Source organism: Streptomyces sp. NPDC020807 (genome assembly GCF_040641575.1).
GTDB lineage: Bacteria > Actinomycetota > Actinomycetes > Streptomycetales > Streptomycetaceae > Streptomyces.
This window is the reverse complement of record NZ_JBFADU010000006.1, coordinates 35,502-62,012: the sequence shown is the minus strand read 5'-3', so window position 1 is coordinate 62,012 and position 26,511 is coordinate 35,502. Positions and strand designations below refer to the sequence as shown.

Genomic DNA, 26,511 nt, shown 5'->3' with positions numbered 1-26,511 from the left:
CGCGAAAGGAACCCCCACCCGCATGAGCCGCACCAGAAGCACCAGCCGCACCGCCCTCCTGGCGGCGCTCGGCCTGATCACGGCCACCGGCGCCACCGCGACCGTCTTCGGCACCGGCGCGGCCGGGGCCGCGACCCCCGGTTGCAAGGTCGACTACCAGATCACCAACCAGTGGGGCACCGGTTTCGGTGCCAACGTGATCGTCACCAACACCGGCGACCCGGTCGCCTCCTGGACCCTCGAATGGTCCTACGGCGGCAACCAGCAGGTCACCCAGGGCTGGAACGCCACCATCACCCAGTCCGGCGCCGCCGTCACCGCCAAGAACATGTCGTACAACGGCACGCTCACCACCGGCGGTTCGACGTCCTTCGGCTTCAACGGGTCGTACAGCGGCACCAACGCGATCCCGACGAGCTTCAAGCTCAACGGCATCGCCTGCAACGGCGTCGTCGACCCGCCGACCACGCCGCCCACCACTCCCCCGACGACGCCGCCGACCACCCCGCCCACCACTCCGCCCACGACACCGCCGGCCGGTGCCAAGGCCGACAACCCGTACGTCGGCGCCAAGATGTACGTGAACCCCGAATGGTCCGCCAACGCGGCCGCCGAACCGGGCGGCAGCAGGATCTCCAGCCAGCCCACCGGCATCTGGATCGACCGCATCGCCGCCATCAACGGGGCGAACGGCGCCATGGGCATCCGGGCCCACCTCGACAAGGCCCTGGAGCAGAAGGGCACCGGCGAGCTGACCGTCCAGTTCGTCATCTACAACCTGCCCGGCCGCGACTGCGCCGCCCTCGCCTCCAACGGCGAGCTGGGCGCCACGGAGATCGACCGCTACCGGACCGAGTACATCGACCCGATCGCGGCGATCTTCGCCGACCCGAAGTACGCGGGTCTCCGGATCGTCACCACGGTCGAGATCGACTCCCTGCCGAACCTCGTCACCAACGTCGCCGGTCGCCCGACCGAGACGGCCAACTGCAACGTCATGAAGGAGAACGGCAACTACATCAAGGGCGTCGGTTACGCGCTCAAGAAGCTCGGCGCGATCCCCAACGTGTACAACTACCTCGACGCCGGCCACCACGGCTGGCTCGGCTGGGACTCCAACTTCGCCCCCTCCGCCGACCTGTTCAAGCAGGCCGCGACCGCCGAGGGCTCCACGGTGGCCAACGTCCACGGCTTCATCGTAAACACCGCCAACTACAGCGCCACCGTCGAACCGCACTTCTCCGTCACCGACACCGTCAACGGCACGACGGTGCGCCAGTCGAAGTGGGTCGACTGGAACCAGTACGTCGACGAGCAGTCGTACGCCCAGGCCATGCGCGACAAGCTGGTCTCCATCGGCTTCGACAGCAAGATCGGCATGCTGATCGACACCTCCCGCAACGGCTGGGGCGGAGCCAACCGGCCCACCGCCCCCGCGGCGAAGACCAGCGTCGACGCCTACATCGAGGGCAGCCGCATCGACCGCCGGATCAACCCCGGCAACTGGTGCAACCAGGCCGGAGCGGGCCTCGGCGAGCGACCCAAGGCCGCGCCCGCCGCGGGCATCGACGCGTACGTCTGGATGAAGCCCCCGGGCGAGTCCGACGGCGCCTCGAAGGAGATCCCGAACACCGAGGGCAAGGGCTTCGACCGGATGTGCGACCCGACCTACACGGGCAACGTCCGCAACGGGAACAGCATGTCGGGCTCCCTCCCGGACGCCCCCCTGGCCGGCAAGTGGTTCTCGGCCCAGTTCCAGGAGCTCATGAAGAACGCCTACCCGGCGCTCTAGCACCCCCCGCCTGACCAGCCTGCGGCCGGCCGATGCCCACGAGGGGCATCGGCCGGTCGCGGCGCGCCCGTACATCGAGCAGGATAGGCACCGTGATCAAGGAGGACGGGAGCCCGCGCTTCACGCTGCCGCGGGGTGCGACGGGCTTCTTCGTCCCGGAGGACGGTCCGCTGCCGGCGTCCGACGTCCGCGCGTTCCGCACCGCGCTGCACGCCGCCGCCCGCGCCACCGGGGGCGAGGTGGGCGGGATCGAGGCACAGGGGTATCCCCGGACCTTCCACATCGCGACCGTCCTCGGCCGCACCGGCGAGACCGTCGTCCTGTGCCACGCGCACCATCCCTGGATCGCCTTCGCCGGCGAGCGCCGGGACTGGTACCGGGAGGAGTTCCTCTCCCCTCCGCCGTGGGCGCACGTCTTCGCCGAGACGGGCTTCACCGTGCTGGGCGGGGAGCTGCTCGCCCTCCCCCTCGCGGAGGTGGACACCTCGGTCCTGACCCGGGGCGAGTGGCGCCAGGCCCGCCTCTACGGCGTCACCACACTGGGCGGAGTGCTCTTCAACGCGTGGGACTGACGGCCGCGCGACCTCCCCCGAAGGCCGTCTTCCCCCCTGCCTCCGACCAGCGCCTCAGCAGGACTCCCGCACGACCAGCTCCGTCGGCAGTACCTGGCTGCGTGCCTCCTCGCGCGCCTCGGCGATCTCACCCATCAGCATCCGCGCCATCGTCCGCCCCATCTCCTCGATGGGCTGCCGCACGCTCGTCAGCGGCGGGTCCATGAGGCGGGCCACCGGCGAGTCGTCGACGCCGACGAGCGCCACGTCCTCGGGCACCCGCCGGCCCGCCTCCCGCAGCACCCCGCGCACGCCCGCCGCCATCACGTCGGACGCGGCGAAGACGGCGTCCAGGCCGGGGCTGCGGTCGAGCAGTTCGCGCATGGCCCGCCGGCCGCCCTCCTCGGTGAAGTCGCCGGCGGCCACCAGGCCCTCGTCGGGGGCGTGCCCGGCCTCGGCGAGGCCGGCGCGGTAGCCACCGAGCCTGGCCCGTGCCACGTACATGTCGAGCGGGCCGGTGACGGTGGCGATGCGGCTCCGGCCGCGCCCCACGAGGTGCGCGACGGCCGCCCGCCCCGCGCCGATGTTGTCGGAGTCGACGTACGGCACGGGTTCGGCCTCCGAACGGCGGCCGTTCATGACGACGGGGATGCCGAGTTCGCGGATGCGCTCGGGGAGCGGGTCGTCGCCGTGGACGGAGGCGAGGAGGACGCCGTCGACGCGCTGGGCGGCGAGGTACTGCTCGAAGCGCTGCCGCTCCTGCGCGCTGCGGACCAGGGTGAGGAGGAGCTGCTTGTCCGCGTCGGCCAGTTCGGCGCTGACGCCCCGGATGAGGTCGAGGAAGTACGGCTCCGCGAAGAGCCGCGCCTCGGCCTCGGGAATGACCAGCGCGATGGCGTCGGTGCGGCTGCCCGCGAGGGCGCGCGCGGCCTGGTTGGGGACGTAGCCGAGTTCGGCGACGGCTCTGGCGACGGCGGTTCTGGCCTGCTCGCTCACCCGGGGGGAGCCGTTGATGACGCGGGAGACCGTTCCCCGTCCGACCCCGGCCCTGGCCGCGACCTGCTCCAGAGTCGGTCTGCCGCTCTGCCGTCCGTTCGCCACCGCCGAACTCCCCTCCTGGACACGGAAGCTATGGGAGCGCTCCCATGTCGCGCTCACCCTAATCCACGCGGACACCCGCACGCCACGACCTTGCGTTCAGGAGATGACGGCCATGTGGCCGGTAGCGCACGCCGAAACGCCCGGAAAACCTTCCGGTAACGAATCCGTGTTCATGTCTTGACACCCGCACCCGCCAGGCAGCAACCTTCCGGCAACGACGTGGGAGCGCTCCCATACAGGGGCCCACACGGTCCCGCCGGGGGCCCACACAGCGCACAGCGAGCACCACCTTTGGGACGAGGAGAGTGGAATGCGCACTTCCAGCAGACGCGGTCGTCGTACGGCCGTCGCGGCGGTCGCGGTCGTCGTGGCCGGTACGACCCTGCTCACCGGTTGCGGCGGCGACGGCGACGACAACGCCGGCGGGAACGGCGGTGCCGGGGGCGGCAAGATCACCCTGCGGGTCGGCACCTTCGGCTCCTTCGGGTACGACAACAAGACCGGCGCGAAGCTCTACGCCGAGTACGAGAAGTCCCACCCGAACATCAAGATCGAGGAGACGAACGTCTCCGACGGCCAGAAGTACTGGGACACGCTCAAGCTCCGCCTCACCCAGAACAGCGGCGTCGCCGACATCCAGGCCGTCGAGGTCGGCTACATCGCCGAGGCCACCGGCGAGACCATGGCCGACAAGTGGGTCGACCTGAGCAAGGAGGGCGGCGCCGACCTGGGCGCGTTCCTCGACTGGAAGGTCAAGCAGGCGACCACGGCGAGCGGCAGCGTCATCGGCCTCGGCACCGACATCGGCCCCATGGCCGTCTGCTACAACAAGGACCTCTTCGCCAAGGCCAAGCTCCCGACCGAGCGCGACGAGGTCGCCAAGCTCTGGGCCGGCGACTGGTCCAAGTTCGTCGAGGTCGGCCGTACGTACAAGAAGAACGCCCCGGCCGGGACCGCCTTCCACGACTCGGCGAGCGGCCTGTTCAACGCCGTCATCTCCAGCGACCCCGTCCAGTACGCCGACACGAGCGGCAAGCTCGACTGGGAGAACAGCCCCGGCGTGAAGAAGGCCTGGGAGACCGCCGTCGCGGCGAGCAAGGAGGGCCTCAGCGCCAAGCTCCGCCAGTTCGACGAGAAGGGCACCTGGAACGCCGCCTTCAAGAACTCGAAGTTCGCCACGGTCGCCTGCCCGAGCTGGATGACCGGCATCATCAAGGACCAGGCCGGCCCCGCCAACCAGGGCAAGTGGGACATCGCCGCGCCGCCGGTCGCCGGCAACTGGGGCGGTGCCTTCCTCGCCGTGCCGAAGTCCGGGAAGCACACCAAGGAGGCGGCCGAGCTCGCCGCCTGGCTGACCGCCCCCGCGCAGCACGCCAAGGTCTTCGCGGTCAACGGCAACATCCCGTCCTCGAAGGACACGCTGATCTCCCCGGCGGTCCAGGAGGCCAAGCTGCCGTACTTCGGCGACACCCCGGTCGGCAAGATCTTCTCCTCCGCCGCCGCCGGCATCACGCCCGCCTCGATCAGCCCGTACGACGGCCAGGTGAAGACGATCATCACCGACAACGGCATCCTCGACATCGAGCAGCGCGGCACCGACCCGGCCAAGGCCTGGGAGAACGTCAAGAAGTTGATCGACGACAAGGTCGGTCAGTAGCGGAAGGCCGAGCGCCGGTCCGCAGCCGCCCGCCCCTCCCCGGCCCGCCCCGGCGGGCGACGGCGGGCGGCGGCGGACCGGCCCCGCCCGCAGCACCGCACGCATCCACCTGGAAGGACGCCCCCGTGGCCACCTCCGTTCGGGCGAGGTCCGACGGCCCCGCGCCGCCCGCCGCACCGCCCTCCTCCGGCCCCCGGAGCCCGCGCCCCGCCCCGGGCGGCTGGCGCAGCACCCTGTACCGCTGGGACATCAAGGCGATCCCGTACGTCTTCATCGCCCCCTTCTTCCTCACCTTCGCCGCCTTCGGCCTCTTCCCGCTGATCTACACGGGCTGGCTCTCGCTCAACCGCGTACAGCTCGGCGGCGAGCCGCAGTGGAAGGGTCTGGAGAACTACACCGACCTCGCCACCAGCGAGTTCTTCTGGAACGCGCTCTTCAACACCTTCACCATCGGGGTCATCTCCACCGTCCCCCAGCTGCTCATGGCCCTCGGCCTCGCGCACCTGCTCAACTACAAGCTCCGGGGCCGCGGCTTCTTCCGCATCGCGGTCCTCGCCCCGTACGCCACGTCGATCGCGGCGGCGACACTGGTCTTCGCCCAGCTGTTCAACACCGACTACGGGATGATCAACAGCTTCCTCGGCTGGTTCGGTTTCGACCCGGTGAACTGGGAGTCGTCCAAGTGGCCGGCGCAGATCGCCATCTCGACGATCGTCACCTGGCGCTGGACCGGCTACAACGCGCTGATCTACCTGGCCGCGATGCAGGCCGTCCCGCAGGACCTGTACGAGGCCGCCTCGCTCGACGGTGCCTCGCGCTGGCGCCAGTTCATCAGCGTCACGATCCCGTCGATCCGGCCGACGATCCTCTTCACCGTCGTCGTCTCCACGATCGGCGCGACCCAGCTCTTCGGCGAGCCCATGCTCTTCGGCGGCAGCGTCGGCATCAGCGGCGGCAGCGGCAACCAGTTCCAGACGCTGAGCCTGCTGATGTACGAGAAGGGCTGGGTGAACAACTCGCTCGGCCAGGCCTCGGCCATCGCGTGGATCATGCTGCTCCTTCTGCTGGTCGTCGGCGGTGTCCAGGCCCTCGTCTCCCGTCACAACCGCAAGAAGCTGGGAGGCTGACCCCATGGCCAGCACGCTCGACACGACGAAGCCCGTCGGGGCACGCCGCTCCGACACCCGCACCCGGTTCCGTCAGTCCGCCGGCCGCCAGCACCACGCGGGACCGTTCACCTACGTCCTGCTGATCCTCGCCGCGGCCGTCTCGCTCTTCCCGCTGTACTGGAACCTCGTCGCCGCCTCGCACACCGGCGAGCGGGTCGTCCAGGCACCGGCGCCCCTGCTGCCCGGCCCCCGCCTGTTCGACAACCTCAGCTTCGCCTGGAACCAGGTCCACATGGGCGAGGCGCTGATCAACACGACGATCGTGGCCGGTCTCGTGGCCCTGTCGACGGTCGCCTTCTCGACGCTCGCCGGCTTCGCCTTCGCCAAGCTGCCCTTCCGGGGGCGCGGCGTCCTGCTCTCGCTCGTGGTCGCGACGATGACCGTGCCACCGCAGCTCAGCGTCATCCCGCTGTACCGGATCATCACCGACCTCGGCTGGTTCGACCAGCTCCAGTCGGTCGTCCTGCCCTCGCTCGTCGCCGCCTTCGGCGTGTTCTTCATGCGCCAGTTCCTGGTGGAGGCGCTGCCCGTCGAGCTCGTCGAGGCGGCCCGCATGGACGGCGCGCACAGCCTGCGGGTCATCTGGCACGTGGTCTTCCCGGTGGCCCGCCCGGCCATGGCCGTCCTCGGGATGCTCGTCTTCGTCCAGGCCTGGAACGACTTCTTCTGGCCGTTCATCGCCCTGACCCAGGACGGCAACCCCACCCTCCAGGTGGCCCTCGCCGGACTCGGCGCGGGCAACCACACGGTGGACCACGCCGTCGTCCTGACCGGCGCCCTCATATCCACGCTGCCGCTGCTCGCCGTCTTCGCCTTCCTCGGCAAGCACATCGTCGGCGGCATCACGGCCGGCGCCGTCAAGAGCTGAGCCCCCGCACGGGCTCACCTCCTCCCCGTCCGAACGTCCCTTCCCCGTACCCGCGTTGGGAGCGCTCTCCTATGACCGCGTCCGAAACCCGGCCGCTCACCGCCACCCGCTCGTTTCCGCCGAACTTCCTCTGGGGCGCCGCCACCGCCGCGTACCAGATCGAAGGGGCGGCGACGGAGGACGGCCGCACCCCCTCCATCTGGGACACCTTCTCGCACACGCCCGGCAAGGTCTTCGAGGGCCACACCGGTGACGTGGCCGTGGACCACTACCACCGGTTCCGCGAGGACGTCGGCATCATGTCCGAACTGGGCCTGAACGCCTACCGGTTCTCCGTCTCCTGGTCCCGCGTCCAGCCCACCGGCCGCGGTCCGGCCGTGCAGAAGGGCCTCGACTTCTACCGGTCGCTCGTCGACGAGCTTCTCGCCGCCGGGATCGAGCCCGCCCTCACGCTCTACCACTGGGACCTGCCCCAGGAGCTGGAGGACGCGGGCGGCTGGCCGGAGCGGGCGACCGCCGAGCGGTTCGCCGAGTACGCCGGGATCGTCGCGGGCGCCCTCGGCGACCGCGTCACCCGCTGGACCACCCTCAACGAGCCGTGGTGCAGCGCCTTCCTGGGGTACGGCTCCGGGGTCCACGCCCCGGGCCGCACCGACCCGGTCGACGCGCTGCGCGCCGCCCACCACCTCAACCTCGGGCACGGGCTGGCGGTCCAGGCGCTGCGCGCCGAGCTGCCGGCGGACCGCCAGATCTCGGTCTCGCTCAACCTGCACGAGCTGCGTTCGCTGACCTCCTCGCCCGAGGACGTCGACGCGGTCCGCCGGATCGACGCCGTCGGCAACCGGGTGTGGCTCGGCCCGATGCTGGAGGGCGCCTACCCGGAGGACCTGATCGCCGACACGGCGCACCTCACGGACTGGTCCTTCGTCCACCCCGGCGACACCGCGACGGCGAACCAGCCGCTCGACCTGCTCGCGATCAACTACTACGCGCCGACGCTGGTCTCGCACGTCCCGGACGGGGCGGAGAAGCCGCAGGACGACGGCCACGGCAACAGCGAGCACTCGCCGTGGCCCGGCGCCGACTCCGTCGCCTTCCACCGCGCTCCCGGCGAGCGTACGGCCATGGGCTGGCCGGTCGACGCGAGCGCGCTGTACGACCTGCTGACCCGGATCTCCCGGGCGTACCCCGAACTCCCGCTGGTGATCAGCGAGAACGGGGCGGCGTACGAGGACGAGGTCGCCGAGGACGGCTCCGTGCACGACCCGGAGCGCGCCGCCTACGTCCACGCGCACCTGGAGGCCGCGCACCGGGCGATCGAGGACGGGGTGGACCTGCGCGGCTACTTCCTCTGGTCGCTGCTCGACAACTTCGAGTGGGCGTACGGCTACGCCAAGCGGTTCGGCGCGGTCCGGGTGGACTACGACACCCTGGAGCGCACCCCGAAGTCGAGCGCGCGCTGGTACGCGCAGGTCGCGAAGTCGGGCGAGCTGCACGCCCCCGACGGGACCTGACCCCAAGGGGGCACGGAGGGAGGGGCCTTGCCGGTGGAACACCGGCAAGGCCCCTCCCTCCGTCATGTGGTGAGGGTCGATCAGATGTCGACGACCCGGTAGCCGATCACGTACACGCCGCCGGAGCCCTCGACCGTCCGCCACTGGGTCTCGGCGCCGACCTCGCTGCCGGTGACGAGCGTGGCGCCGAGCTTGTCGTCGCCGCCGAACGTGTCCTTGTCCCAGAGGGTCAGCGTGCGGGCCTGCTCCTTGCCGAGGATGAGGGCCGCGTTGCCGTTGCCGTCCGCCATGGAGCGGACGTAGCCGGTGCCCATCGTCTGGTAGCTGATGCCGTTGCCGGGCCAGACCTTGACGGCGTTCCCGTTGGCGTCGGTGATCTTGAGGTAGGCCTCGTCGTGGTCGCCCTCGCTGTTCTGCTGGCAGTGCAGCTCGAAGAGCTCGATCTTCACGTAGTCGATCGGCTCGGCGTGCGCGGTGCCGGCGAAGGCGCCGAGGCTGCCCAGGCCGAGCAGAGCGGTGGCGGCGGCCCGGACGACGCGGTTCTTGCGCATGATGGTGGTCCCCCTGTGTCGTCACTCGCGTGACGTTCGATGTCCTCCGGTCCGCCTCCCCCGGCGGCCCGGTGTGCCGTTTCCCCTTGGCACGACACCTACTGTGCCCTGCTCCCCCGGCCCCGTTCTACGCGCGTTCCGCTGAGTGGAACGGGGGCGGGAGCCGGCTCTCAGAGCACCGGCGCCGTCGGTGGGACGGGTCTTCTCGCCCCGCCGCGGGCGAGCGCGCGGGTGATGGCCGCGCCCGCGTCGGCGACCGCGTGGGCGAGCGCGTCGAGCCTCCGGCCCGCGGGGACCAGGGCGGCGAGGGCCGCGACCGTACGGCCGTCCGGGGAGCGGACCGGGAGCGCGGCGCAGCACACCCCGTCCATGACGTCCTCGCGGTCGAGGACGGCCCCGCCCCGCAGCGGCCCGCGCAGCGCCTTCCCGGCGGCGGTGTCGAGATGGAACGCGATCCCGTCGCGTACGGGCAGCAGCGGCTCCAGCTCGCCGGAGGCCGAACTCACCGTGATCGCCATGTCCTCGCGCAGCACGGCGAGGACCACGCTCGCGCCGGTGGCCGCCCGCAGCCGCTGGACGGCGGGGCGGGCGGCGGGCCGGAGGCCGGGGTGCGGTTCCCAGGCCTGGCCGAGGCGGTAGAGCTGCGGGCCGACGCGGTAGCGCGAGCCGGTGCGCTCGACGGCGCCGACGGCCACGAGCTGGTCGAGCAGCCGGTGGACGGTTCCCTTCGGCACCCCGCAGGCGAGCGCGAGCTCCGTCACCCCGGCCTCGTCGTCGTTGCGCCGCAGGGCGTCGAGGAGCGCGAAGGCCCCTTCGAGCACTCCGCGTCCGCGCTGCGCGGTGGGCATGACCGTGTCCGTGTTCATGAGAGTCCCCCGACTCCTCGCGCCCCGGCCGCGGTCCCCCGATGGCACGGCCGCGGGCACTCCTCCCACCATGCGGCAGAACGGGGCGTGTCGGCGAGGGGTTCGCGCCGCGCGTCGGGGGCGAGAACCGGACGACTTGTCACCCGCCGTCCGGTGTGTGGTTCCTCCGGCGTCACTCTCCGTACCTAAGCTCGTGCTCATGAACCACGCACACCCGTCCGCCGCGCTCCGGTCCTGGCGCCCCCGGCGCGTCGCCTACGGTGCGGTGGCGCTCGCCACGGTCCTCGTGCCGGCCGTGCCGTCCGCGCTCTCCGCCCCGGACACGGCGGCGGCCGGGAAGCCGTGGCTCCGGCCCGCGGGGGCGCCGCCGACGGTGATCGCCCACCGGGGCGCGTCCTCGGCGGCGCCCGAGAACACGCTCGCCGCCGACGAGGTGGCCCGGCGCGGCGGGGCCACGTGGATCGAGAACGACGTCCAGCCCAGCGCGGACGGCGTGCCGTACGTGCTGCACGACGCGACCGTCGACCGGACGACCGACGGCTCGGGCCAGGTCCGCTCCCTGACGGCGGCCCGGCTCGACGCCCTCGACGCCGGCTCGTGGTTCGCCCCGGCGTACGCGGGCGCCCGGATCCCCACCCTGGCCGCCCAGTTGGCGGACCTGCGGGCGCGCGGGGGGAACCTGCTCCTGGAGATCAAGGGCCGGCACAGTCGTGAGGAGGTGGCGCGGATCGTGCGGGAGGTCCGGGAGCAGTCGATGACGGACCGGGTCTTCGTGCAGAGCTTCGACGTCCGGTCCCTGGCGTACGTGCGGGAGCTCGCGCCCGAGCTTCCCGTGGGGCTCCTGCGCGCGTCCCTCGACGCGGACCCGGTCGCCGTCGCCGAGGAGCTGGACCTGTCCGCGTACAACGTCTCGGACACGGCCCTCGCGGCCCGCCCGCGGGTGGTGGACGAGCTGCACGCGGCGGGCGTGGCCGTGAACGTGTGGACGGTCGACAAGCCGGAGCGCTGGAAGGCCCTGGACTCGCTGGGCGTGGACGGGATCATCACCAACCGGCCGACGGAGCTGGCCGGCTGGAACGCGGGGCGGGCCCGTTAGCCGCGGCCCGCGGCGTCGAGTTCCGCCAGGAGGGCGGGGTTGACGACGGCGAGGATGCGCGCGATCCGTTCGCGGTCGGCACCCGCCCAGAGGATCTCCCGGGCCGTCCGGTACTTGGCGGTCAGCCGCTCGCGCTGCTCGGGGGTGAGGGCGGCGACGCGGTCCGGGCGGCTGTTGTGGGCGTTGTCGGCGATCTTCACCAGGGTGGCGTCGGGGTCCTCCGCGATGCGGCGGAGCTTCTCCTCGTACGACAGGCCGGGCCGGTTGGTGACGGCCTCGACGAGGGTGACGACCCGGTCCGGGATCCCGGCGGCCCTGAGCCGGTCGGCGGTCCAGTCGGTGTCCTCGATGACGTCATGGAGCAGTCCGGCCATCGCCAACTCCTCGCCGAGCGGGGCGAGTCCGGCGGCGACGGCACGGACGTGCTCGACGTACGGGACGCCGGCCTTGTCGATCTGACCGGCGTGGGCGCGGGCGGCGAGCGCGTCGGCCTCGGCGAGGGTCGTCACCGCTCGGCCTGGAGCAGCTTCGGCAGCTGGAGGGTGCGGAGCTGGTCACCGGGACGGAGCTTCGGGCCGTTGGCCCACTCCATGGTGACGAGCGGTGCGTCGCCGTCGCCCGTGTCGACGGTGGCCCCGGCGAAGCGCTCGCCGGGGACGGTGACGGCGTTGAACCTGTCGGCGGTGCGGCGGGCGGCCGCCGGGTCGACGGTGAGCGCGCAGAGCCGCTCGCGCGACGAGCCGTCGGCCTGGGCGCGGGCGCCGATCGCGTACAGGGTCACGTCCCGCGTCTGGGACTCGTTCCCCTTGCCGAAGAAGGTCGCGAGGTACGCGTCGTCGCCGACGCAGCGGGCGACGGCCTGGTAGGCCGGGTCGTCGGCGACGGACTTCCCGGGCGCGGCGAAGGCGGGCGGGGGCGCGTCCGGCGAGACCGAGGTGGAGCGGACGGTCGGGGAGACGGCGACCTGTCCGGCCTCCTTGCTCGTGAGGAGCTTTCCGCCGTCGGTCGTGCCCTCGGTGTATCCGAGCTTCTTCAGGGCGCCGGCCATGGCGTCCGGGTCGAAGCGGCCGGCGAGCCGCCAGCGGTCGGAGCCGATCTGGAGGGCGGTGACCACGTCCTTCTCGTCGAAGCCGTGCGACTGCCTGAGGGGGACGCTCTCGTGGCGGGACTGGGCCAGCTCGGGGATGCCGTAGCCGTCGAGCCCGCCGTACAGCTCCTTGTCCTTGGCCACGAGGTCCCGGGCCGCCTTCACGTCCCAGTAGGAGAGGGTCGTCCCCGCGTCCGCGGCGGGCGCGGTCCTCAGGGCCGCGGTGAGGCCGGTCTGCGGCGCCGCGCCACCGGAGGAGTCGGCGGAGTCGTCGCCGCAGGCGGTGGCCGTGACGCCCAGGACGCCGATCAGCGCCGTCGCGGCGATTCCCCTCAGGACCGTGCGTCCGTTCCGCTTCATGCGCGCCCTCCCGTGTCGGCACCGGCGGATCCCGGTGGTAGGGATCGCCCCAGAAGGGTAGTGGGTCCGCGGAGCGGCCCCCCGGGTGGGCCGGACGACGGTGTGGCGAAGGGACGGTTCGGAGTGCGGGACGACGGTACGGAACGGAGGGCGCTGTCGGCGGCGGAGCTGTTCGACGACCTGGGCATCGCGTACGAGCGGGCCTTCGGGCATCTGCCGGCGCAGCTGGAGGCGGTCGACTGGCTCGCGGCGCGACTGCGTCCGGGGGCCTCGGTGCTCGACGTCGGCAGCGGTACGGGCCGGCCGGTCGCCGACCGCCTCTCCGCGGGCGGCTTCGACGTGACCGGGATCGACGTGTCCCGGACGATGGTCGAGCTGGCCCGAGAGCAGGTGCCGGGGGCGCGGTTCGAGCACTGCGGGGTGCTGGAGTACGACGCGCCGCCGGGGACGTACGACGCCGTCTGCGCCTTCTTCCCGCTCCTGGTGATGAGCCGGGCCGAGGTGGCCGCCGCGCTGGAACGGCTCGCCGGGTGGGTGGCGCCGGGCGGCTACCTGGTGACGGCGACCGTCCCGGCGGACGTGGAGGACGTGGAGATCGAGTGGATGGGGAGCCGGGTGCGGGTCTCCAGCTTCTCGGCGGAGGAGTACGTGCGGCGGATCCGCGAGGAGTGCGGGTTGGAGGTGCTCCACCAGGCCGTCTCGGTCTTCCAGCCGGAGGACGACCGGGCGGGCCCGGAGGAGCACGTCTTCTGTTACGCCCGTCGGGCGGAGTGACCCGGGCCCCTCGTTCCTGCGTGCCCCGGGTCCCTCACTCCTCCCAGGGCGGCGGCCCGAAGTCGTCGAGGTCGGCGGGCGGCTCTTCGTCGAAGTCGAAGGGCGGCTCGTCGGCCCGCGCGGAAGCGGGGACGCGGGCGGGGGCGGGCGTACGGGCGGGGGCGGCGCTGCGGGCGGGGGCGGGGGCCGCCTCGGCGGGTGCCCCCGCGGCGGGCTCGGGCGAGTCCGTCCCGGGCGCCTCGCACTCGGCGAGGGTCGCGAGGACCCCCTCGGCGTACTTGTCGAGCTTGGCCTCGCCGACGCCGCCGACCGTGCCGAGCTCCGCGACCGTCGTCGGGAACCGCGTCGCGATCTCCCGGAGCGTGGCGTCGTGGAAGACGACGTACGCCGGGACTCCCTGCTCGCGCGCGGTCGCCGCGCGCCAGGCGCGGAGCGCCTCGAAGACGGGGACGGCCGCGGCGGGCAGGTCGACCGGGACACGGGCGCTCTTGCCGGAGGAGCGGGAGCCGGACTCCTTGCGGGCCGCGGGGGCGGGCGTCTTCTCCTTCCGCATGGCGACGGTCCTGCGTCCGCCGAGGACCTCGCCGCTGGCCTCGGTCAGGACGAGCGTGCCGTAGTCGCCCTCGACGCCGATGAGTCCCTGGGCGAGGAGCTGGCGGACGACCCCGCGCCACTCGGCGGTGCCGAGGTCGGCGCCGACGCCGAAGACCGACAGGCCGTCGTGGTCGAACTGGATGACCTTGGCCGTCCGCTTCCCCTGGAGGATGTCGATGATCTGCCCGGCGCCGAACTTCTGGCGCCGCTCCTTGGCGAGCCGCCACACGGTGGAGAGCAGCTTCTGCGCGGCCACCGTCCCGTCCCAGGACTCGGCCGGGGTCAGGCAGGTGTCGCAGTTGCCGCAGGGCTCTCCGGACTGGCCGAAGTAGGCGAGGAGGCGGACGCGACGGCAGTCGACGGTCTCGCAGAGCGCGAGCATGGCGTCGAGGTGCATGCCGAGGGAGCGGCGGTGCGCCTCGTCGCCCTCGGAGCCGTCGATGAGCTTGCGCTGCTGGACGACGTCCTGGAGCCCGTACGCCAACCAGGCGGTGGCGGGCTCGCCGTCGCGTCCCGCGCGGCCGGTCTCCTGGTAGTAGCCCTCGACGGACTTGGGCAGGTCGAGGTGGGCGACGAAGCGGACGTCCGGCTTGTCGATGCCCATGCCGAAGGCGATGGTCGCGACGACCACGACCCCGTCCTCCCGGAGGAAGCGCGCCTGGTTCGCGGCGCGCGTGCGGGCGTCCATGCCCGCGTGGTAGGGCACGGCGTCGATGCCCTGCTCGACGAGGGCGGCGGCGGTCTTCTCGACGGAGGAGCGCGAGAGGCAGTAGACGACGCCCGCGTCCCCGTCGTGCTCGCTCCTGATGAGGTCGAGGAGCTGCTTGAGGGGGTTGTTCTTCGGCACGATCCGGTACTGGATGTTCGGCCGGTCGAAGCCCGCGACGAAGTGCTTGGCCTCCTCCAGGCCGAGGCGTGCCGCGATCTCGGCGTGGGTGGCCTCGGTGGCGGTCGCGGTGAGCGCGATCCGGGGCACCTTGGGCCAGCGCTCGTGGAGCATCGACAGGGCCAGGTAGTCGGGCCGGAAGTCGTGGCCCCACTGGGCGACGCAGTGCGCCTCGTCGATCGCGAAGAGGGAGACCCTGCCCCGGTCGAGCAGCCTCTGCGTGCCCTCGGTCCGCAGCCGCTCGGGGGCGAGGTAGAGCAGGTCGAGTTCGTCGGCGAGGAAGGCCTGCTCGACGGCCTGCCGCTCGTACGGGTCCTGCGTCGAGTTGAGGAATCCGGCGCGGACGCCGAGCGCCCTGAGGGCGTCGACCTGGTCCTGCATGAGGGCGATGAGCGGCGAGATGACGACGCCGGTGCCCTCCCTGACGAGTGCCGGGATCTGGTAGCAGAGCGACTTGCCGCCGCCGGTGGGCATCAGGACGAGCGCGTCGCCGCCGCCGACGACCTGCTCGATGATCTCCTGCTGCACTCCTCGGAAGGAGTTGTAGCCGAAGACGCGGTGGAGCACCTCGGTGGCGTCGGAGACCTGGGCGGTTTCGTCGGAAAGGACCATTCGTGAAGACTAGCGGCCCCCACCGACACCTCGGCCCTCCCACCGGAACCTGTGGAGAACTCCGGACCCGCGGGGCTCACTCCTGCGGCGCGAGGTCCGCCCAGAGCGCGACGGCGTCGGGCGAGAGCGGCGCGAAGCCCTCCTCCGGCTCGTCGTCGCCCGGGTCGCCGGTCCACCAGCCGCCCTGCCCGGCGGTCAGGGGGCGCGTCTCGGCGCCCGCCCGCCACCGGCCCTGGAGGACGTACAGCACTCCGGCGTGGCCGCGGGGCGGCGTGACGGGCCGCCCGTCGACACGCTCGACGCGGGCGGACCGGAGCCCTCGACGCACCATGATGTTGAGGGCCCGGCAGGCGCCGCCGCGCAGTTCGGCGGCGAGCTCCAGGTCTCCCGCGAACTCCAGGGGCTCCCCCACGCGCGCGGTCCGGTCGTACGCCCCCGGCTCCGTGAGCCGCACCCCGTCGCCGGAGAGGAGCGTGAACGTCCGGTCGATGCCGGGGAACGCCGAGAACGGCCCGTCGCCGTCGATGTCGGCGACGCTCGCCCGCCACTGGAACTCCTCGGCGCCGGCCGGCCACGAGACGATCTCCCGCGTGGCGCCCCCGCCGTTGCGCCACCTGCCCGCCGTCAGGGTCTCGACGTCGAAGCGGTGGTGGTGCATGCGGGGGCTCCTGTCGGTACGCGGATCAGTACACGGTAATGAACTTGGCGACGCTCGGCACGCCTTGGGCGTTCAGGGCGAAGAGCATGTAGGTGCCCGGGATGACCGCCCCCTTGTCGGCCGGAAGGGAGACCGTGTACGTGCCGGTGGTCACCGCCGTGGACCTCAGCGGGACCCGCCGCTGGTCGTTGTCGGTCGAGTGGGTCGCGGCGGCGGCCCGCATCAGGACGAAGGAGGACACCGCGCCCTGGGTGGTGACGGTGAGCGAGGAGCCGGCGGCCGCCCGGGCCGGTACGCCGCCGCTGACGACGGGACGCGGCTTCGGCGTACCGTCCGCGTTGAGCAGGTACGGCGGGGTGAACACGGCCCCGTCGGCGTGGTTGGTGGCGCAGTCGCCGCACAGGCCGCCGCCGCCGGAGAAGATCCGCCCGTCGGGCAGCAGGTTCGCCACGCTGTGGTAGTTGCGCGGGATGGCCATGGAGGCGAGCGGGGTGAAGCGGCCGGTCGCCGGGTTCCACAGTTCGGGGGTCAGCACGGAGGTGGCGTCGCTGAACGGCACCGGGAACGACTGGCCGCCGAAGACGGCGACCTTGCCGTCGGGCAGGACGACGCTGTTGGAGAACCCGCGGGCGTGGTCCATGTCACCGGTGCGCGCGGACGTGGCCTGTCCGGCGCTGATGCTCACGGTGTACGCGCGCCGGGTGGCGGGCACGTTCTGGTACGCGGTCGAGCCGCCCAGCGTGAGCAGCTTGCCGATGTCGTACGCGACGGCGTTGCCGGTCATGGCGTCGGGGCTGTCGGCCCTCAGGCCGGCCGGCTTGAGGGTTCCGCTGCCGCCGGTCGTGATCCAGTTCATCATCTTGCTCGGACCGAGCTGGAGCACCTTGCCGCCCGTGGTCGCGTAGAGCCACATGTGGTTGTCGGCGCGGTAGGCGCCGGCGGGGTCCGCCGTCATCGCGGGGGTGGCGGGGACGCCGGGGAGGGTGCGCCAGGTGCGGGTGGCCGGGGACCAGACCTCGCCGGACTTGTCCCCGGCGGCGCCGCTCCAGGACCCGCCGAGGACGAAGGCCTCGCCGGTGGAGAGCAGGGTCATGGCCTGGTAGCCGCGGGCGATGTTCATGTCGGCGGTCGCGGTCCAGGTGTCGGTGGCCGGGTCGTAGATGCTGGCCTTCTCGGCGTTGCTGCCGCCGGTGACGAGGACGCGGCCGTCGGCGAGCATCGCTATGCCCGGGCAGAACATGTCGTGTCCGGTGTTGTCGATGCGGCGCTGGGTGACCGTGCCGGTCTTGAGGTCGAGGATCGCGGTCTGGGTGTAGCCGTTGCTGCCGCCGAAGCGGTCGACGGCGTACGCCGACCAGGCCAGGAGCTTGTTGCCCGGCAGGACGGCGGTGGCGACCGGCACGAGGGGGAAGCCGGTGATGCGGCTCCAGGAGCCGTGGGCCGCCGGGTTGGCGGGTCCGCTCAGGCGTATCTCGGCGGCGGAGCTCCAGGGCCCGCGGTTCCCGGCCTCGCCGGTGGCGGTCAGGCGTATGAAGCGGGTGCTGACGGTGCTGGTGAAGGTGGCGGTCTTGACGGTGTTGTCGTCGCGCCAGGTGCCCCGGGCGACGGGCGCGCCGAAGGTGGTCCCGTCGGTGCTGGTGGTGACCGTGTAGGCGCCGACGCGTCCGTTCACGCCGTCCCTGCGGGGCTGGAACACGAGGGCCGCGACGGATGCCGTGCGGTGCATGTCGATGGTGATGCTGTGCGGGAGCGGGACCGGGGTCCCCGCGTAGCGGCTGTGCCAGTGGGTGGCGGCGTCGCCGTCGAGGACGTTGCCCGCGCGGCCGTTCTCCTTGGTGGTCTCCTCGTCGCTCGCCGTGGCGGTCCACCCCGTGCGCGGCAGGTCGACGGTGGCGGCCGGGGTGCCCGGGTCGCCGAGCAGGTTGAGTTCCGCCGCGGAGGTCCACGGGCCGCGGTTGCCGGCCTCGGTGACGGCGGTGAGCCGGACGAACCGGGCGCCCTTCGGGGCGAAGCCGAGGGTCTTGGCGGAGGCGTCGTCCGCGAGCGTGCCGGTGGCGACCGGGCTCCCCCAGTTCAGGCCGTCGGTGCTCAGGCTGATGCTGTACTGGCCGACGCGCCCGTTGATCCCGGTGACGCGCGGCTGGTAGACGAGGCCCGAGACCACCGCCGTGCGGTGCATGTCGACGGTGATGCTGTGGGGCAGCGGAGCCGGGGTGCCCGTCCACTTGCTGTGCCAGATGGTGGCCGTACTGCCGTCGAGGACGTTGGCCGCGCGGCCGTTCTCGCCGACGGTCTCCTCGTCGCTCGCCGTGGCGGTCCACCCGGTCCTGCTCAGCAGGGGCGCCGCGGGTTCCATGGCATTCGCCGGGGCCACGGCGTGATGCGGCGACTGCTGCGCCGGCCGCTGGTCCGCGGCGCCCGGCGACGGATCGGACGTCGGACCACGGCCGCCCGGTCCGGTGCTCGCCACTCCCAGCCAGGGCGTCAGCGCGACGAGCAGCGAGCCGAGGGCGAGGGCGACGAGCAGGGGGGAGCGACGGAACGCCCGGGTGAGGGCGCGGACGCTTCTGGGGTGCAAGCGGACCTCCAGGGAGAACCGTGAACCGCTGACGACCCCCAGAACATAGGGCAGCGCACCTCAACTCGTCCGGAGAACAGCGGAGTTGGCAGACATTCGCCCCATCCGGACCCGGAGCCCCCGACTCCGCCGCGGACCGACCGGCCTCCCCCCGGTCGGCCGGGTCCGCCGGAACGGGGCATCATGGACCCGTGACCGACAGCAAGAACATCAACAACCCCGTGGGCCAGGGCGGCGGCCAGCGCAAGCGGCTCTCCCGGGCCGAACGCCAGAACAACGGGCCGCACCGCAACCTCGACCGCCAGGGTGCCGCCGACCGGAAGGCGGAGCTGATCCGCAAGATGCGCGAGAAGACCCAGGCGACCGGGAGCGCCGACCGGACGGACGACGACGACACCCCCCAGAACTGACACGCGCCGCCCCGGGGCGGCGGCGGTCACAGGTTCACCGCTGCCGCGGTCTCCCGCAGTTCCTGCCGGCTCATGTCCACGACTCGGGTGGTGAAGAACCAGGAGTGCCCGAACGGGTCCTCCAACTCCGCCTGCAGGTCCCCGTGGAACTGCATCTCCACCGGTCGGATCACCTGCGCCCCGGCGGCGACGGCCCGCTGGGTGAACGACTCGACGTCCGGCACGAAGACCAGCAGGTTGACCGGCGTACCGCCGACCGTGCGGGGGCTGCGGAAGCGGTACTCGGGGTACTCGTCGCGCAGCATGAACACGGCCTCGCCGATCCGGAACTCGGCGTGCGCGATCTTGCCCCCCTGGCGCGGGATCTCCGCGCTCACCTCGGCGCCGAACGCCGTCCGGTAGAAGTCCAGGGCCGCTGCGGCGTCGTGCACGTTGAGGTAGGGGACGCCGCTCTTGTACGCGTCGGGGACCGGGTTCGTCATGGTGTTTCCTCTCGCTGTCGGTGAGTCCATCCTCGGCCGCCGGGCCGCCCGTACCAACGACAGGATCCGTACAGGTCATTAAGCCTGGACTTAACGATCCGCCCGCCCGCCGGTCCGCAGCAGCTCGACGAACGCGCGGACCCTGCTGGTCAGGGCGCCGGCCGGCCAGACGGGCCCGTACTCGATGGGAGGCAGTCCGGTCAGCGGCAGGTACACGATGTCCGGCCTGGCGTGGTAGCGCAGGGCCTGCCGGCCCACCACGGCCATCCCGGCGCCGGCGCTGACGAGCGTCAGCAGTTCCTGCCGCGACGACGCCGCCGCCTCACGCCGCACGGGCCTGCCACTGGGCGCCTGCGGCGGGATGAGGGCGTCCAGCAGATAGCCGGGGGCGCCGACGGGTACGAGAACGGTGTCCCGGGTGAGGTCCTCCACCGTGGCGGAGTCCCGCCGGGCGAAGGGATGCCGGGCGGACACGGCCAGCATGCGCGCGTCGCGCAGCAGCACCGGCCCGGTTTCCAGACCGGCCTCGCGCACGGGCAGCTCGGTGATCTGCACGTCGAGCTCCCCGCCGCGCAGCGCGCCGAACGCATCGGACAGATGCACCTCACGGATGCGCGTCTCGCATTCGGGGTGGCGGCCGCGGAAGACCTCGGCGGCGGCCATGATCGCCTCCCCCGCCAGGGGGCTGGAGAAGCCCACGCGCAGTACGCCGGTGAACCCCCGCCCCGCGGCGACGGCACGGGCGATCCCGTCCTGGATCCGCTGGTGTCCGGCGCGCACGTCCTCCCGCAGCGCGCTGCCGACGTCGGTCAGCGCCACGGACCGGCTCGTCCGCAGGAACAGCGCCACCCCGAGCCGCCGCTCCAACTGCTTGATCGTCTGACTCACCCGCGCGCCGCTGACCCCCAGCCGCTCGGCCGTCCGCCCGAAGTGCAGCTCCTCGGACAGGGTCAGGAACACCTCGATCTCACGCCGCTCCATACCCGCAGGCTAACCAGTCGCCCCCACGCCGCCGATGCCGGGCGGCGTGCCGGTCCACCCGTGCCTCCAGGCCCGGCGACGTTCGGAGGCCCATGGGGCCCGTGTCGGCGAACTGACGTCGGATGCGGCGCGGTGAGGGGTGAGGGGTCGGGCGCCCGGTCTGGCGTCCGGTCGGGGCGTCCGACCCCTCGTCGCTCGCGCGGGGCGCGTCAGAAGCGGTCGGTGCCGCCGATCGGCAGGCTCCGCGGGATCCCCGGGAGCGTCGGGGCGTCGGAGCGCTGGGCCTGGTCGGCCGGGGTGCGGCAGGTCAGGTCCTTCGCGGGCAGCCGGCCGGTGACCAGGTAAGAGGTCGCGGTCGCGTCGGCGCAGGACCCGAGCCCGTACACGCCGTGCCCCTGGCCGCCGAGGACGGTGACCATCCTGGCTCCCTTGAGGGCCCGGCGCAGGCCCTGGCCGCTGGCCAGCGGGGTCTGGGAGTCCCACTCGTTCTGGAGGACGAGGGCGCGGACGGAGTTGTTCACCACGGTGGCCGGCTCGGCGCCGGGGCTCCAGAACGCACAGGGCTTGATGTTCGACGCGAAGTCGCCGTACAGCGGGTAGCGGACCTTGTCACGGACCGCGTCGCGCCGGTACCGCTCCGGGTCCTTCGGCCAGGCGCGGGTGTCGGAGCAGACCACGGACCAGAAGACCGCGTCCATGTTGTCGCCGGGCACCTCCGGCGGCGCGGCCGGAGCGGACGGGGCGGCGCGGCGGGCGGGCGCCGGGGGCCGGCCCTCGGCGGCGGCCTTGAGCCGGGCGGTCGCCTCGGAGGCGTACGCCACGTCGAAGACGGCGCCGCGGGCGGTGAGCCGGATGTCGTCGCCCGTCATCGGCACGCCGTCGAGCTCGATCGGCTTCCGGTCCGCCCGGGCGACCAGGCCCCAGAAGGTGGCGCCGACCTCGGCGGGGGTGGCGCCGAGCCCGTAGGCGGCGTTCCGCTCGGCGGCCCAGGCGGTCCAGCGGGTGAACGCCGGTTCCGCGCCCTCGGCCCATATCTGGATCATGCCGCGCCAGATCCGCTCCGGGTCCACGGCGCTGTCGAGGACGAAGCGGTCGGCGCGCCGCGGGAACAGCTGGGTGTAGACGGCGCCCAGGTAGGTCCCGTAGGAGTAGCCGAGGTACGAGATCTTCCGCTCGCCGAGCACGGCGCGGATGACGTCCATGTCGCGGGCCGTGTTGCGGGTGTCCATGTGCGCCAGGGCCGAGCCGTTGCGCGCCCGGCACTTCTCCGCGACGGTACGCGCCCACCGGACGTCCTTCGCGAACTCCGCCGCCTTGTACGGGCGCTGCCAGTTGAGCTCCTGCTCGTTGAGGCCGCAGGTCAGCGGGGTGCTGCGGCCGACACCGCGCGGGTCGAAGCCGATCAGGTCGTATCGCTTCCGCACGTCGTCGGCGAGCATCGGGCCCATCCAGACGGGCATGTCCAGGCCCGGTCCGCCGGGTCCGCCCGGGTTCAGGAGCAGCACCCCTCGCCGGTCCTCGGCGCTGGTCGCCTTCACCCGGGAGACGGCGAGGTCGAGGGTGCGGCCGTCGGGCCGGGCGTAGTCGAGGGGCACCTTGATCGTGGCGCACTCGTAGGAGGCCGGCCCCTCGTCCTCGCAGGGGGCCCAGCGCGGCTTCTGGCGCTCGTAGCGGGTGAGCGGGGCGGCCGCGGCCAAGGAAGCGGGGGCCGCGGCGGTGCCGTGGGACGCCGGCCCGGCCGCCGCCGAGGCGACGGCCGGGGTGAGTGCGGGCAGGAGCGTCGCGAGGGCGCCGAAGGCCACGGCGGACGCGGTGCGTCGGTTTCGCATGATGAGGGAGATCCTTGTGGGAGGTGGACTTCCGGTCCCAAGAACCCTGTCGCACAAGCGAGTTGTCCGGATCCCCCCGGAGGAGGGCGTCCTCTCCACCTGGAGGAGGAGGCGCCGCGCCGCGGGTCTCGGGGGCAGCCGCCGGGCGTGCCCCGAACCCCAGAAACGATCAAGGGGCCGTTTCAGATTGCTCTGAAACGGCCCCTTGATCAACGACTCTTTCGAGTCGGGACGACAGGATTTGAACCTGCGACCCCTTGACCCCCAGTCAAGTGCGCTACCAAGCTGCGCCACGTCCCGGTGCGCGTCTCCGCCGGGTTTCCCCGGTGGCGGCGTGCAGGAAGAACATTACCTCACTCCTGGGGGCGGGATGACGCACGGGCTGTCACCGCTGCTTCGGCGAGGGCGTCGGCGCCGCAGGTGGTGGCCAGGGCGGCGGCCCTCTCGAAGGCGGCGGGGTCTCCGGTGGCGAGGGCCAGGTCGTACTGGGCCCGGGCCTCCTCGTAGCGGGACGGGGAGGCGGCGAGGTGGGCGACGGCCTCGGTGAGGAGGCGGCGGGCCTCGGCGGGGTCGGCGAAGAGGGCCTGGCAGCGGAGGGCCTCGCCGAGGGCCGTGGGGGTGCCGAGGTGTTCGGCGTGGACGCGGGCCTCGGCGGCGATCCGGGCGGCACGCTCCGGGTCGGTCGGCGCCAGGGCGCGGGCCAGGTCGAAGGGCCACGGGGCCCAGACGACGTGGTGGCGGCCGCGGACGGTCAGCGCGTCGGCCGCCGCCTCCAGGGTGCGTACGGCCTCCTCGACGCGGCCCTCGGCGAGGAGGAGCTTCCCGAGGACGCTCGGGCCGTCGGGGAGCACGATCGCGCCGGGCCAGGGCGGGCCGAAGGAGTACTTGTCGGCGAACTCGCGGGCCTTGGCGACCTCTCCGCGGGCGAGGAGGGTGTCGACGAGGAGGCAGACGGTGTCCCAGTGGACCGGGAGCCCGTCGCCGACCCGGTCGGCGAGGCGGAGCGCCTCCTCCAGGTGGTGCTGGGCGCCCGGCAGGTCGCCCTTGCGGCGGTGGACCAGGCCGAGGAGGGCGCGGGCGAAGGCGAGGTGGGCGCCGCTCCAGCCGGAGATCTCGTACGCCCTGACCGCCTCGGTGAAGAGGGCCTCGGCCCGGTCGGTGCGGTCGGCGAAGGCGTACGCGATGCCGGTGAGCGCGGGGATCTCGAAGCCCCAGGCGGTGTCGGTCCAGCCGAGGCCTCGAGCGGGCAGGCCGCCCACGAGGGCGCGGTCGCAGAGGCGTACGACCTCGTCGGCGGGCTCGCCCCGCAGCATCGCGTCGAAGCCGCGGACGGTGATGAGGGCCCGCTCGGAGTTCTCCCCGCCGGTGAAGCCGGCGGTCAGCTCGGCGAGGCGGGCGGAGCGGGCCGGGCCGTCCTCCTCGGTCGCGACGAAGCCCTCGTACATGAAGTGGGCGGCCTGGAGGCGGCGCCGGTCGATGCCGGGCGGGGTCCGCTCGATCTCGGCGGCGAGCGCGTCGGCCGCGTCCTGGAGCTGGTTGTTGTGGGCGAGGGCCTGGGCGAGCCGGTAGGTCGCGTCGGTGCGCAGGTCGTCGCCGAGGCCGGGCATGGCGAGCGCCGAGCGGAGGTGCAGGACCGTGGCGGCGGGCGCGGTGAGCAGGGAGGCGCAGCCGAGCTCGTACAGGACCTGGGCGTACGCGTCGGCGCCGGGCGGCTCGTCGATGGCCCGCTCCAGGCAGCGGCGGGCCGCGTCGGGGGCCCCGACGGCAAGGTGTTCCCTGGCGGCGTCCCGCAGGCGCTGGACCACGTTCCGGTCGTCGTCCGGGTGGACTTCGAGGAGGTGCCGGGAGATGGCGGCGGCCCCGTACTTGGCCGATTCGAGGATCCAGGCGGCCTGGCCGTGCATGGCGGTCCTGGCGGCCTGCGACATCGAGCCGTAGACGGCGGTCGCGACGAGGGGGTGGGTGAACTCCAGCGGAGGGGAGGCGGGCCGGCCGTCGGCCTGGTGGGGGACGAGGCTGAGGTGGGCGGCCCCCGCTCCCCGCCGGTGCGGCGGCGCGGCCGCCACGATGCGGGCGTCGCGGAGGACCTGCGTGTACTCGGCGACCTCGGCCGGCCTCATGCCGGTGAGCAGGGCGAGGAGCTCGGGGGTGCTGTCGGCGCCGAGGATGGCGATGCCGTACGCGAGGCGGGTCGGGGCGGGGCCGAGGTCCTGGAGGCGGGCGACGAGGCCGCCGCCCTTGGCGCCCGCGCCGAGGCCTTCGAGGAGGGAGGCCGAGCCTGCGACGGGTTCGAGCATCCGGTCGCGGGCCTTCGCGAGGAGTTCGACCGTCTCGTACGGGTTGCCGGTGGTCACCCGCCACAGCTCGCGGCAGAAGGGTTCGTCGGCGTGGGCACCGAGCGCCTCGCGGGCGAGTTCGGCGGTGGCCTCGTAGGTGAGGACGTCGAGGCCGAGCGTCCGGTGGGCGCGCTGGGCGAAGGCGGCGAGGAGCGCGGTGCGCTGGTCACGGCCGGTGGTGTCGGGGGTCACGGGGGTACCGGAGGGCGCGGGAGAGCCGGAGGCTTCGGCGGTCCGGTCGTCCTCCGTGACCGGGCGGTGGGCGAGGACGACGAGCGCGGGGAGCCTGCGGCCCCTGCGCGTCCTCGTGAAGACGTCGAGCCACGCGAGGGTCTCGGCGTCGGCCCAGTGCGCGTCGTCGACGAGGAGGACCGGGGGCTTGTGCCGCAGGCGGTCCGCGAGGCGGCCGAGGAGTGCGGCCAGTCCGATCCGGACACCCTGCGGGTCGGCGGGTTCCTCGGAGGAGGCGAACGGCGAGGCGAGGCCGAGCGCGGGGGCGAGGAGGTCGAAGTGGTCGCCGAAGAGGCGGTTGAGCTCCTCGGCTCCGTACCCGTCCAGGGCGGGCTGGAGGAGCTGTCGCGTGAGGTGGAACGGGACCGAGGTGAGGGTCTCGCCGCCGCGGGCGGTGAGGATGGTGCAGCGGTCCTGGGCGGTGCGGTGTATCTCCGCGAGGAGCGCGGTCTTCCCGACGCCCGCGTCGCCCCGGTAGACGAGGACGCCGCCGCGGGCGGGTTCGCCCTCGGCGGCGCCCGCGACGAGTTCCTCCACGGCGTGCGCGGCCGCGGCCAGTTCGGGTCCGCGTTCGAGCAGGAGTCCGGGCTCCGGGCAGGAGTGGGCCCTGAACGGCCTGGCGAGCGGCGTCTGTTCGGGATGCGACGACACGGTGATTCACTCCCCCACAAGAGCTACGAGCATGACGCCTCCCCGGTCCGATCCGTGCAACCCGCACGGATCAGGGAGGCGTCGGATCGACGAGCCTAGCGGTCCCGGTGCTTCCGGGGGCCACAATGGGCGGGTGAACCGGACCACGAGGGATCGCGACGAGGCGGGCAGGGCGCGGAGCGCGCGTCCCCGCGACGGGCTCGGCCGGCCGCTGCCGTACGGGGCGGAGGGTGTGCCCCGGCTGGCCGAGGGGGTCGTGCGGGCGCCGGAGGAGACGGTGCGGGAGGCTCAGCGGCTGCTCGACGCGGGGATGCCGTTCCACGCGCACGAGGTCTTCGAGGACGCGTGGAAGTCGGGCCCCGAGGCGGAGCGTGACCTGTGGCAGGGATTGGCGCAGCTCGCGGTGGGCCTGACGCACGCGGCCCGGGGGAACCTGCCGGGTGGCGCCCGTCTCCTCCGCCGGGGAGCCGACCGGCTCGCGGGCGGCTCGCGGGGACGTTCGGAGAACGGCTCGGGGGACGGCCCGGAGGGCGGTTCGGGGCACGGCCGGGAAGGCGGTTCGGGGGACGGTTCGGCGCGCGGAGGCTCGGAGCCGTACGGGATCGACGTGGGCGGCCTCGTGGCCTGGGCGCGCGCGCTGGCGGCGCGGGTGGAGGCCGGGGCGGGGACGGATGCCGTCGTCGACGCGGCCGTGGAGGCGCCGCGGCTGCTCGGGGGCGCGTGAGCGGAGGCGTACGGGCGCGTGAGCGGAGGCGTACAGGCCCGTGAGCAGCGGTGTGCAGGCGGGTGAGCAGTGGCGTAGGGGCGCGCGAGCGGGGAGAGGCGTACGGGTGTGCACAGGGGCGCGTGAAGGCTCTCCGCACGCCCCCTGACCCCG

22 protein-coding genes and 1 tRNA gene are annotated in these 26,511 nt (G+C 73.1%); 10 read left to right on the top strand and 13 right to left on the bottom strand.

Going from position 1 to position 26,511, the window contains the following annotated elements:
* The first annotated feature begins 22 nt into the window (after positions 1-22).
* Together AB0G79_RS12390 and AB0G79_RS12385 are read left to right on the top strand one after the other, a co-directional pair.
* The gene (locus AB0G79_RS12390; protein ID WP_360804452.1) at positions 23-1,792 is read left to right on the top strand and encodes a glycoside hydrolase family 6 protein; all 1,770 of its coding nucleotides are present in this window, start codon (positions 23-25) and stop codon (positions 1,790-1,792) included.
* A gap of 92 nt (positions 1,793-1,884) precedes the next feature.
* On the top strand, positions 1,885-2,364 hold the full coding sequence (locus AB0G79_RS12385) for a hypothetical protein (RefSeq protein ID WP_360804449.1): 480 nt from the start codon (positions 1,885-1,887) through the stop codon (positions 2,362-2,364).
* A 54-nt stretch (positions 2,365-2,418) separates the two neighbouring features.
* Here AB0G79_RS12385 and AB0G79_RS12380 read toward each other — a convergent pair whose 3' ends face one another.
* Positions 2,419-3,444, bottom strand: coding sequence for a LacI family DNA-binding transcriptional regulator (locus AB0G79_RS12380; RefSeq protein ID WP_360804446.1), 1,026 nt, complete (start codon positions 3,442-3,444; stop codon positions 2,419-2,421).
* A gap of 310 nt (positions 3,445-3,754) precedes the next feature.
* On the opposite strand from AB0G79_RS12380, the gene AB0G79_RS12375 reads away from it, so the two are divergent.
* From AB0G79_RS12375 to AB0G79_RS12360, 4 genes are all read left to right on the top strand, one after another.
* The gene (locus AB0G79_RS12375) at positions 3,755-5,101 is read left to right on the top strand and encodes an ABC transporter substrate-binding protein (RefSeq protein ID WP_360804443.1); all 1,347 of its coding nucleotides are present in this window, start codon (positions 3,755-3,757) and stop codon (positions 5,099-5,101) included.
* Positions 5,102-5,226: 125 nt separating this feature from the next.
* Positions 5,227-6,228, top strand: coding sequence for a sugar ABC transporter permease (locus AB0G79_RS12370; RefSeq protein ID WP_360804440.1), 1,002 nt, complete (start codon positions 5,227-5,229; stop codon positions 6,226-6,228).
* Between the two features lie 4 nt (positions 6,229-6,232).
* Complete coding sequence (locus AB0G79_RS12365; RefSeq protein WP_360804438.1) at positions 6,233-7,138, top strand: carbohydrate ABC transporter permease; 906 nt, start codon at positions 6,233-6,235, stop codon at positions 7,136-7,138.
* A 71-nt stretch (positions 7,139-7,209) separates the two neighbouring features.
* A complete protein-coding gene (locus AB0G79_RS12360) occupies positions 7,210-8,652 on the top strand; it encodes a GH1 family beta-glucosidase (RefSeq protein ID WP_360804436.1) in 1,443 nt (480 codons plus the stop codon).
* 80 nt (positions 8,653-8,732) lie between these two features.
* Here AB0G79_RS12360 and AB0G79_RS12355 read toward each other — a convergent pair whose 3' ends face one another.
* On the bottom strand, positions 8,733-9,203 hold the full coding sequence (locus AB0G79_RS12355; RefSeq protein ID WP_360804433.1) for a hypothetical protein: 471 nt from the start codon (positions 9,201-9,203) through the stop codon (positions 8,733-8,735).
* A 170-nt stretch (positions 9,204-9,373) separates the two neighbouring features.
* The gene (locus AB0G79_RS12350; protein WP_360804430.1) at positions 9,374-10,069 is read right to left on the bottom strand and encodes a helix-turn-helix domain-containing protein; all 696 of its coding nucleotides are present in this window, start codon (positions 10,067-10,069) and stop codon (positions 9,374-9,376) included.
* Positions 10,070-10,268: 199 nt separating this feature from the next.
* Here AB0G79_RS12350 and AB0G79_RS12345 point away from each other — a divergent pair, with 199 nt between their 5' ends.
* The gene (locus tag AB0G79_RS12345) at positions 10,269-11,165 is read left to right on the top strand and encodes a glycerophosphodiester phosphodiesterase family protein (RefSeq protein WP_360804427.1); all 897 of its coding nucleotides are present in this window, start codon (positions 10,269-10,271) and stop codon (positions 11,163-11,165) included.
* Here the strand turns inward: AB0G79_RS12345 and AB0G79_RS12340 are convergent.
* Both AB0G79_RS12340 and AB0G79_RS12335 read right to left on the bottom strand, forming a co-directional pair.
* The gene (locus tag AB0G79_RS12340; RefSeq protein WP_360804424.1) at positions 11,162-11,674 is read right to left on the bottom strand and encodes an HD domain-containing protein; all 513 of its coding nucleotides are present in this window, start codon (positions 11,672-11,674) and stop codon (positions 11,162-11,164) included. The genes AB0G79_RS12345 and AB0G79_RS12340 overlap by 4 nt on opposite strands.
* On the bottom strand, positions 11,671-12,612 hold the full coding sequence (locus AB0G79_RS12335) for a hypothetical protein (protein ID WP_360804421.1): 942 nt from the start codon (positions 12,610-12,612) through the stop codon (positions 11,671-11,673). Before AB0G79_RS12335 ends, AB0G79_RS12340 begins: the two co-directional genes overlap by 4 nt.
* Positions 12,613-12,714: 102 nt before the next feature.
* Between AB0G79_RS12335 and AB0G79_RS12330 the strand changes: the two genes are divergently transcribed.
* Positions 12,715-13,386: a class I SAM-dependent methyltransferase gene (locus tag AB0G79_RS12330; RefSeq protein ID WP_360804418.1), complete on the top strand. Its 672-nt coding sequence runs from the start codon at positions 12,715-12,717 to the stop codon at positions 13,384-13,386.
* A gap of 34 nt (positions 13,387-13,420) precedes the next feature.
* On the opposite strand, the gene recQ is transcribed toward AB0G79_RS12330, so the two are convergent.
* From recQ to AB0G79_RS12315, 3 genes are all read right to left on the bottom strand, one after another.
* Complete coding sequence (gene recQ, locus AB0G79_RS12325) at positions 13,421-15,478, bottom strand: DNA helicase RecQ (protein ID WP_360804415.1); 2,058 nt, start codon at positions 15,476-15,478, stop codon at positions 13,421-13,423.
* Between the two features lie 76 nt (positions 15,479-15,554).
* A complete protein-coding gene (locus tag AB0G79_RS12320) occupies positions 15,555-16,136 on the bottom strand; it encodes a HutD family protein (RefSeq protein ID WP_360804412.1) in 582 nt (193 codons plus the stop codon).
* A 25-nt stretch (positions 16,137-16,161) separates the two neighbouring features.
* Positions 16,162-18,714: a discoidin domain-containing protein gene (locus AB0G79_RS12315; protein ID WP_360804409.1), complete on the bottom strand. Its 2,553-nt coding sequence runs from the start codon at positions 18,712-18,714 to the stop codon at positions 16,162-16,164.
* Positions 18,715-18,905: 191 nt separating this feature from the next.
* On the opposite strand from AB0G79_RS12315, the gene AB0G79_RS12310 reads away from it, so the two are divergent.
* Entirely contained in the window at positions 18,906-19,124 is a 219-nt protein-coding gene (locus AB0G79_RS12310; RefSeq protein ID WP_360804406.1) for a DUF6243 family protein, read from the top strand.
* Between the two features lie 26 nt (positions 19,125-19,150).
* On the opposite strand, the gene AB0G79_RS12305 is transcribed toward AB0G79_RS12310, so the two are convergent.
* From AB0G79_RS12305 to AB0G79_RS12285, 5 genes are all read right to left on the bottom strand, one after another.
* Positions 19,151-19,606 carry a VOC family protein gene (locus AB0G79_RS12305; RefSeq protein WP_360804403.1) on the bottom strand — a complete coding sequence of 152 codons (456 nt, stop codon included), beginning with the start codon at positions 19,604-19,606 and terminating at the stop codon, positions 19,151-19,153.
* A gap of 90 nt (positions 19,607-19,696) precedes the next feature.
* Positions 19,697-20,587 (bottom strand): LysR family transcriptional regulator, encoded by an 891-nt coding sequence (locus tag AB0G79_RS12300; protein WP_360804400.1) that lies wholly within the window; start codon positions 20,585-20,587, stop codon positions 19,697-19,699.
* 209 nt (positions 20,588-20,796) lie between these two features.
* A complete protein-coding gene (locus AB0G79_RS12295) occupies positions 20,797-22,416 on the bottom strand; it encodes an alpha/beta hydrolase (protein WP_360804397.1) in 1,620 nt (539 codons plus the stop codon).
* Between the two features lie 226 nt (positions 22,417-22,642).
* Positions 22,643-22,716: transfer RNA gene (locus AB0G79_RS12290), tRNA-Pro, on the bottom strand.
* A 53-nt stretch (positions 22,717-22,769) separates the two neighbouring features.
* Entirely contained in the window at positions 22,770-25,562 is a 2,793-nt protein-coding gene (locus tag AB0G79_RS12285) for an AAA family ATPase (protein WP_360805144.1), read from the bottom strand.
* 205 nt (positions 25,563-25,767) lie between these two features.
* Between AB0G79_RS12285 and AB0G79_RS12280 the strand changes: the two genes are divergently transcribed.
* Positions 25,768-26,358, top strand: coding sequence for a DUF309 domain-containing protein (locus tag AB0G79_RS12280; protein WP_360804394.1), 591 nt, complete (start codon positions 25,768-25,770; stop codon positions 26,356-26,358).
* The last annotated feature ends 153 nt before the right edge of the window (positions 26,359-26,511 follow it).

Bases quoted from the DNA above. Each gene is read 5' to 3' on its own strand.
- AB0G79_RS12390 (WP_360804452.1), top strand. From the start codon at position 23: ATGAGCCGCACCAGAAGCACCAGCCGCACCGCCCTCCTGGCGGCGCTC.
- AB0G79_RS12375 (WP_360804443.1), top strand. From the start codon at position 3,755: ATGCGCACTTCCAGCAGACGCGGTCGTCGTACGGCCGTCGCGGCGGTC.
- AB0G79_RS12365 (WP_360804438.1), top strand. From the start codon at position 6,233: ATGGCCAGCACGCTCGACACGACGAAGCCCGTCGGGGCACGCCGCTCC.
- AB0G79_RS12360 (WP_360804436.1), top strand. From the start codon at position 7,210: ATGACCGCGTCCGAAACCCGGCCGCTCACCGCCACCCGCTCGTTTCCG.
- AB0G79_RS12355 (WP_360804433.1), bottom strand. From the start codon at position 9,203: ATGCGCAAGAACCGCGTCGTCCGGGCCGCCGCCACCGCTCTGCTCGGC.
- AB0G79_RS12350 (WP_360804430.1), bottom strand. From the start codon at position 10,069: ATGAACACGGACACGGTCATGCCCACCGCGCAGCGCGGACGCGGAGTG.
- AB0G79_RS12345 (WP_360804427.1), top strand. From the start codon at position 10,269: ATGAACCACGCACACCCGTCCGCCGCGCTCCGGTCCTGGCGCCCCCGG.
- AB0G79_RS12335 (WP_360804421.1), bottom strand. From the start codon at position 12,612: ATGAAGCGGAACGGACGCACGGTCCTGAGGGGAATCGCCGCGACGGCG.
- recQ (WP_360804415.1), bottom strand. From the start codon at position 15,478: ATGGTCCTTTCCGACGAAACCGCCCAGGTCTCCGACGCCACCGAGGTG.
- AB0G79_RS12320 (WP_360804412.1), bottom strand. From the start codon at position 16,136: ATGCACCACCACCGCTTCGACGTCGAGACCCTGACGGCGGGCAGGTGG.
- AB0G79_RS12305 (WP_360804403.1), bottom strand. From the start codon at position 19,606: ATGACGAACCCGGTCCCCGACGCGTACAAGAGCGGCGTCCCCTACCTC.
- AB0G79_RS12300 (WP_360804400.1), bottom strand. From the start codon at position 20,587: ATGGAGCGGCGTGAGATCGAGGTGTTCCTGACCCTGTCCGAGGAGCTG.
- AB0G79_RS12295 (WP_360804397.1), bottom strand. From the start codon at position 22,416: ATGCGAAACCGACGCACCGCGTCCGCCGTGGCCTTCGGCGCCCTCGCG.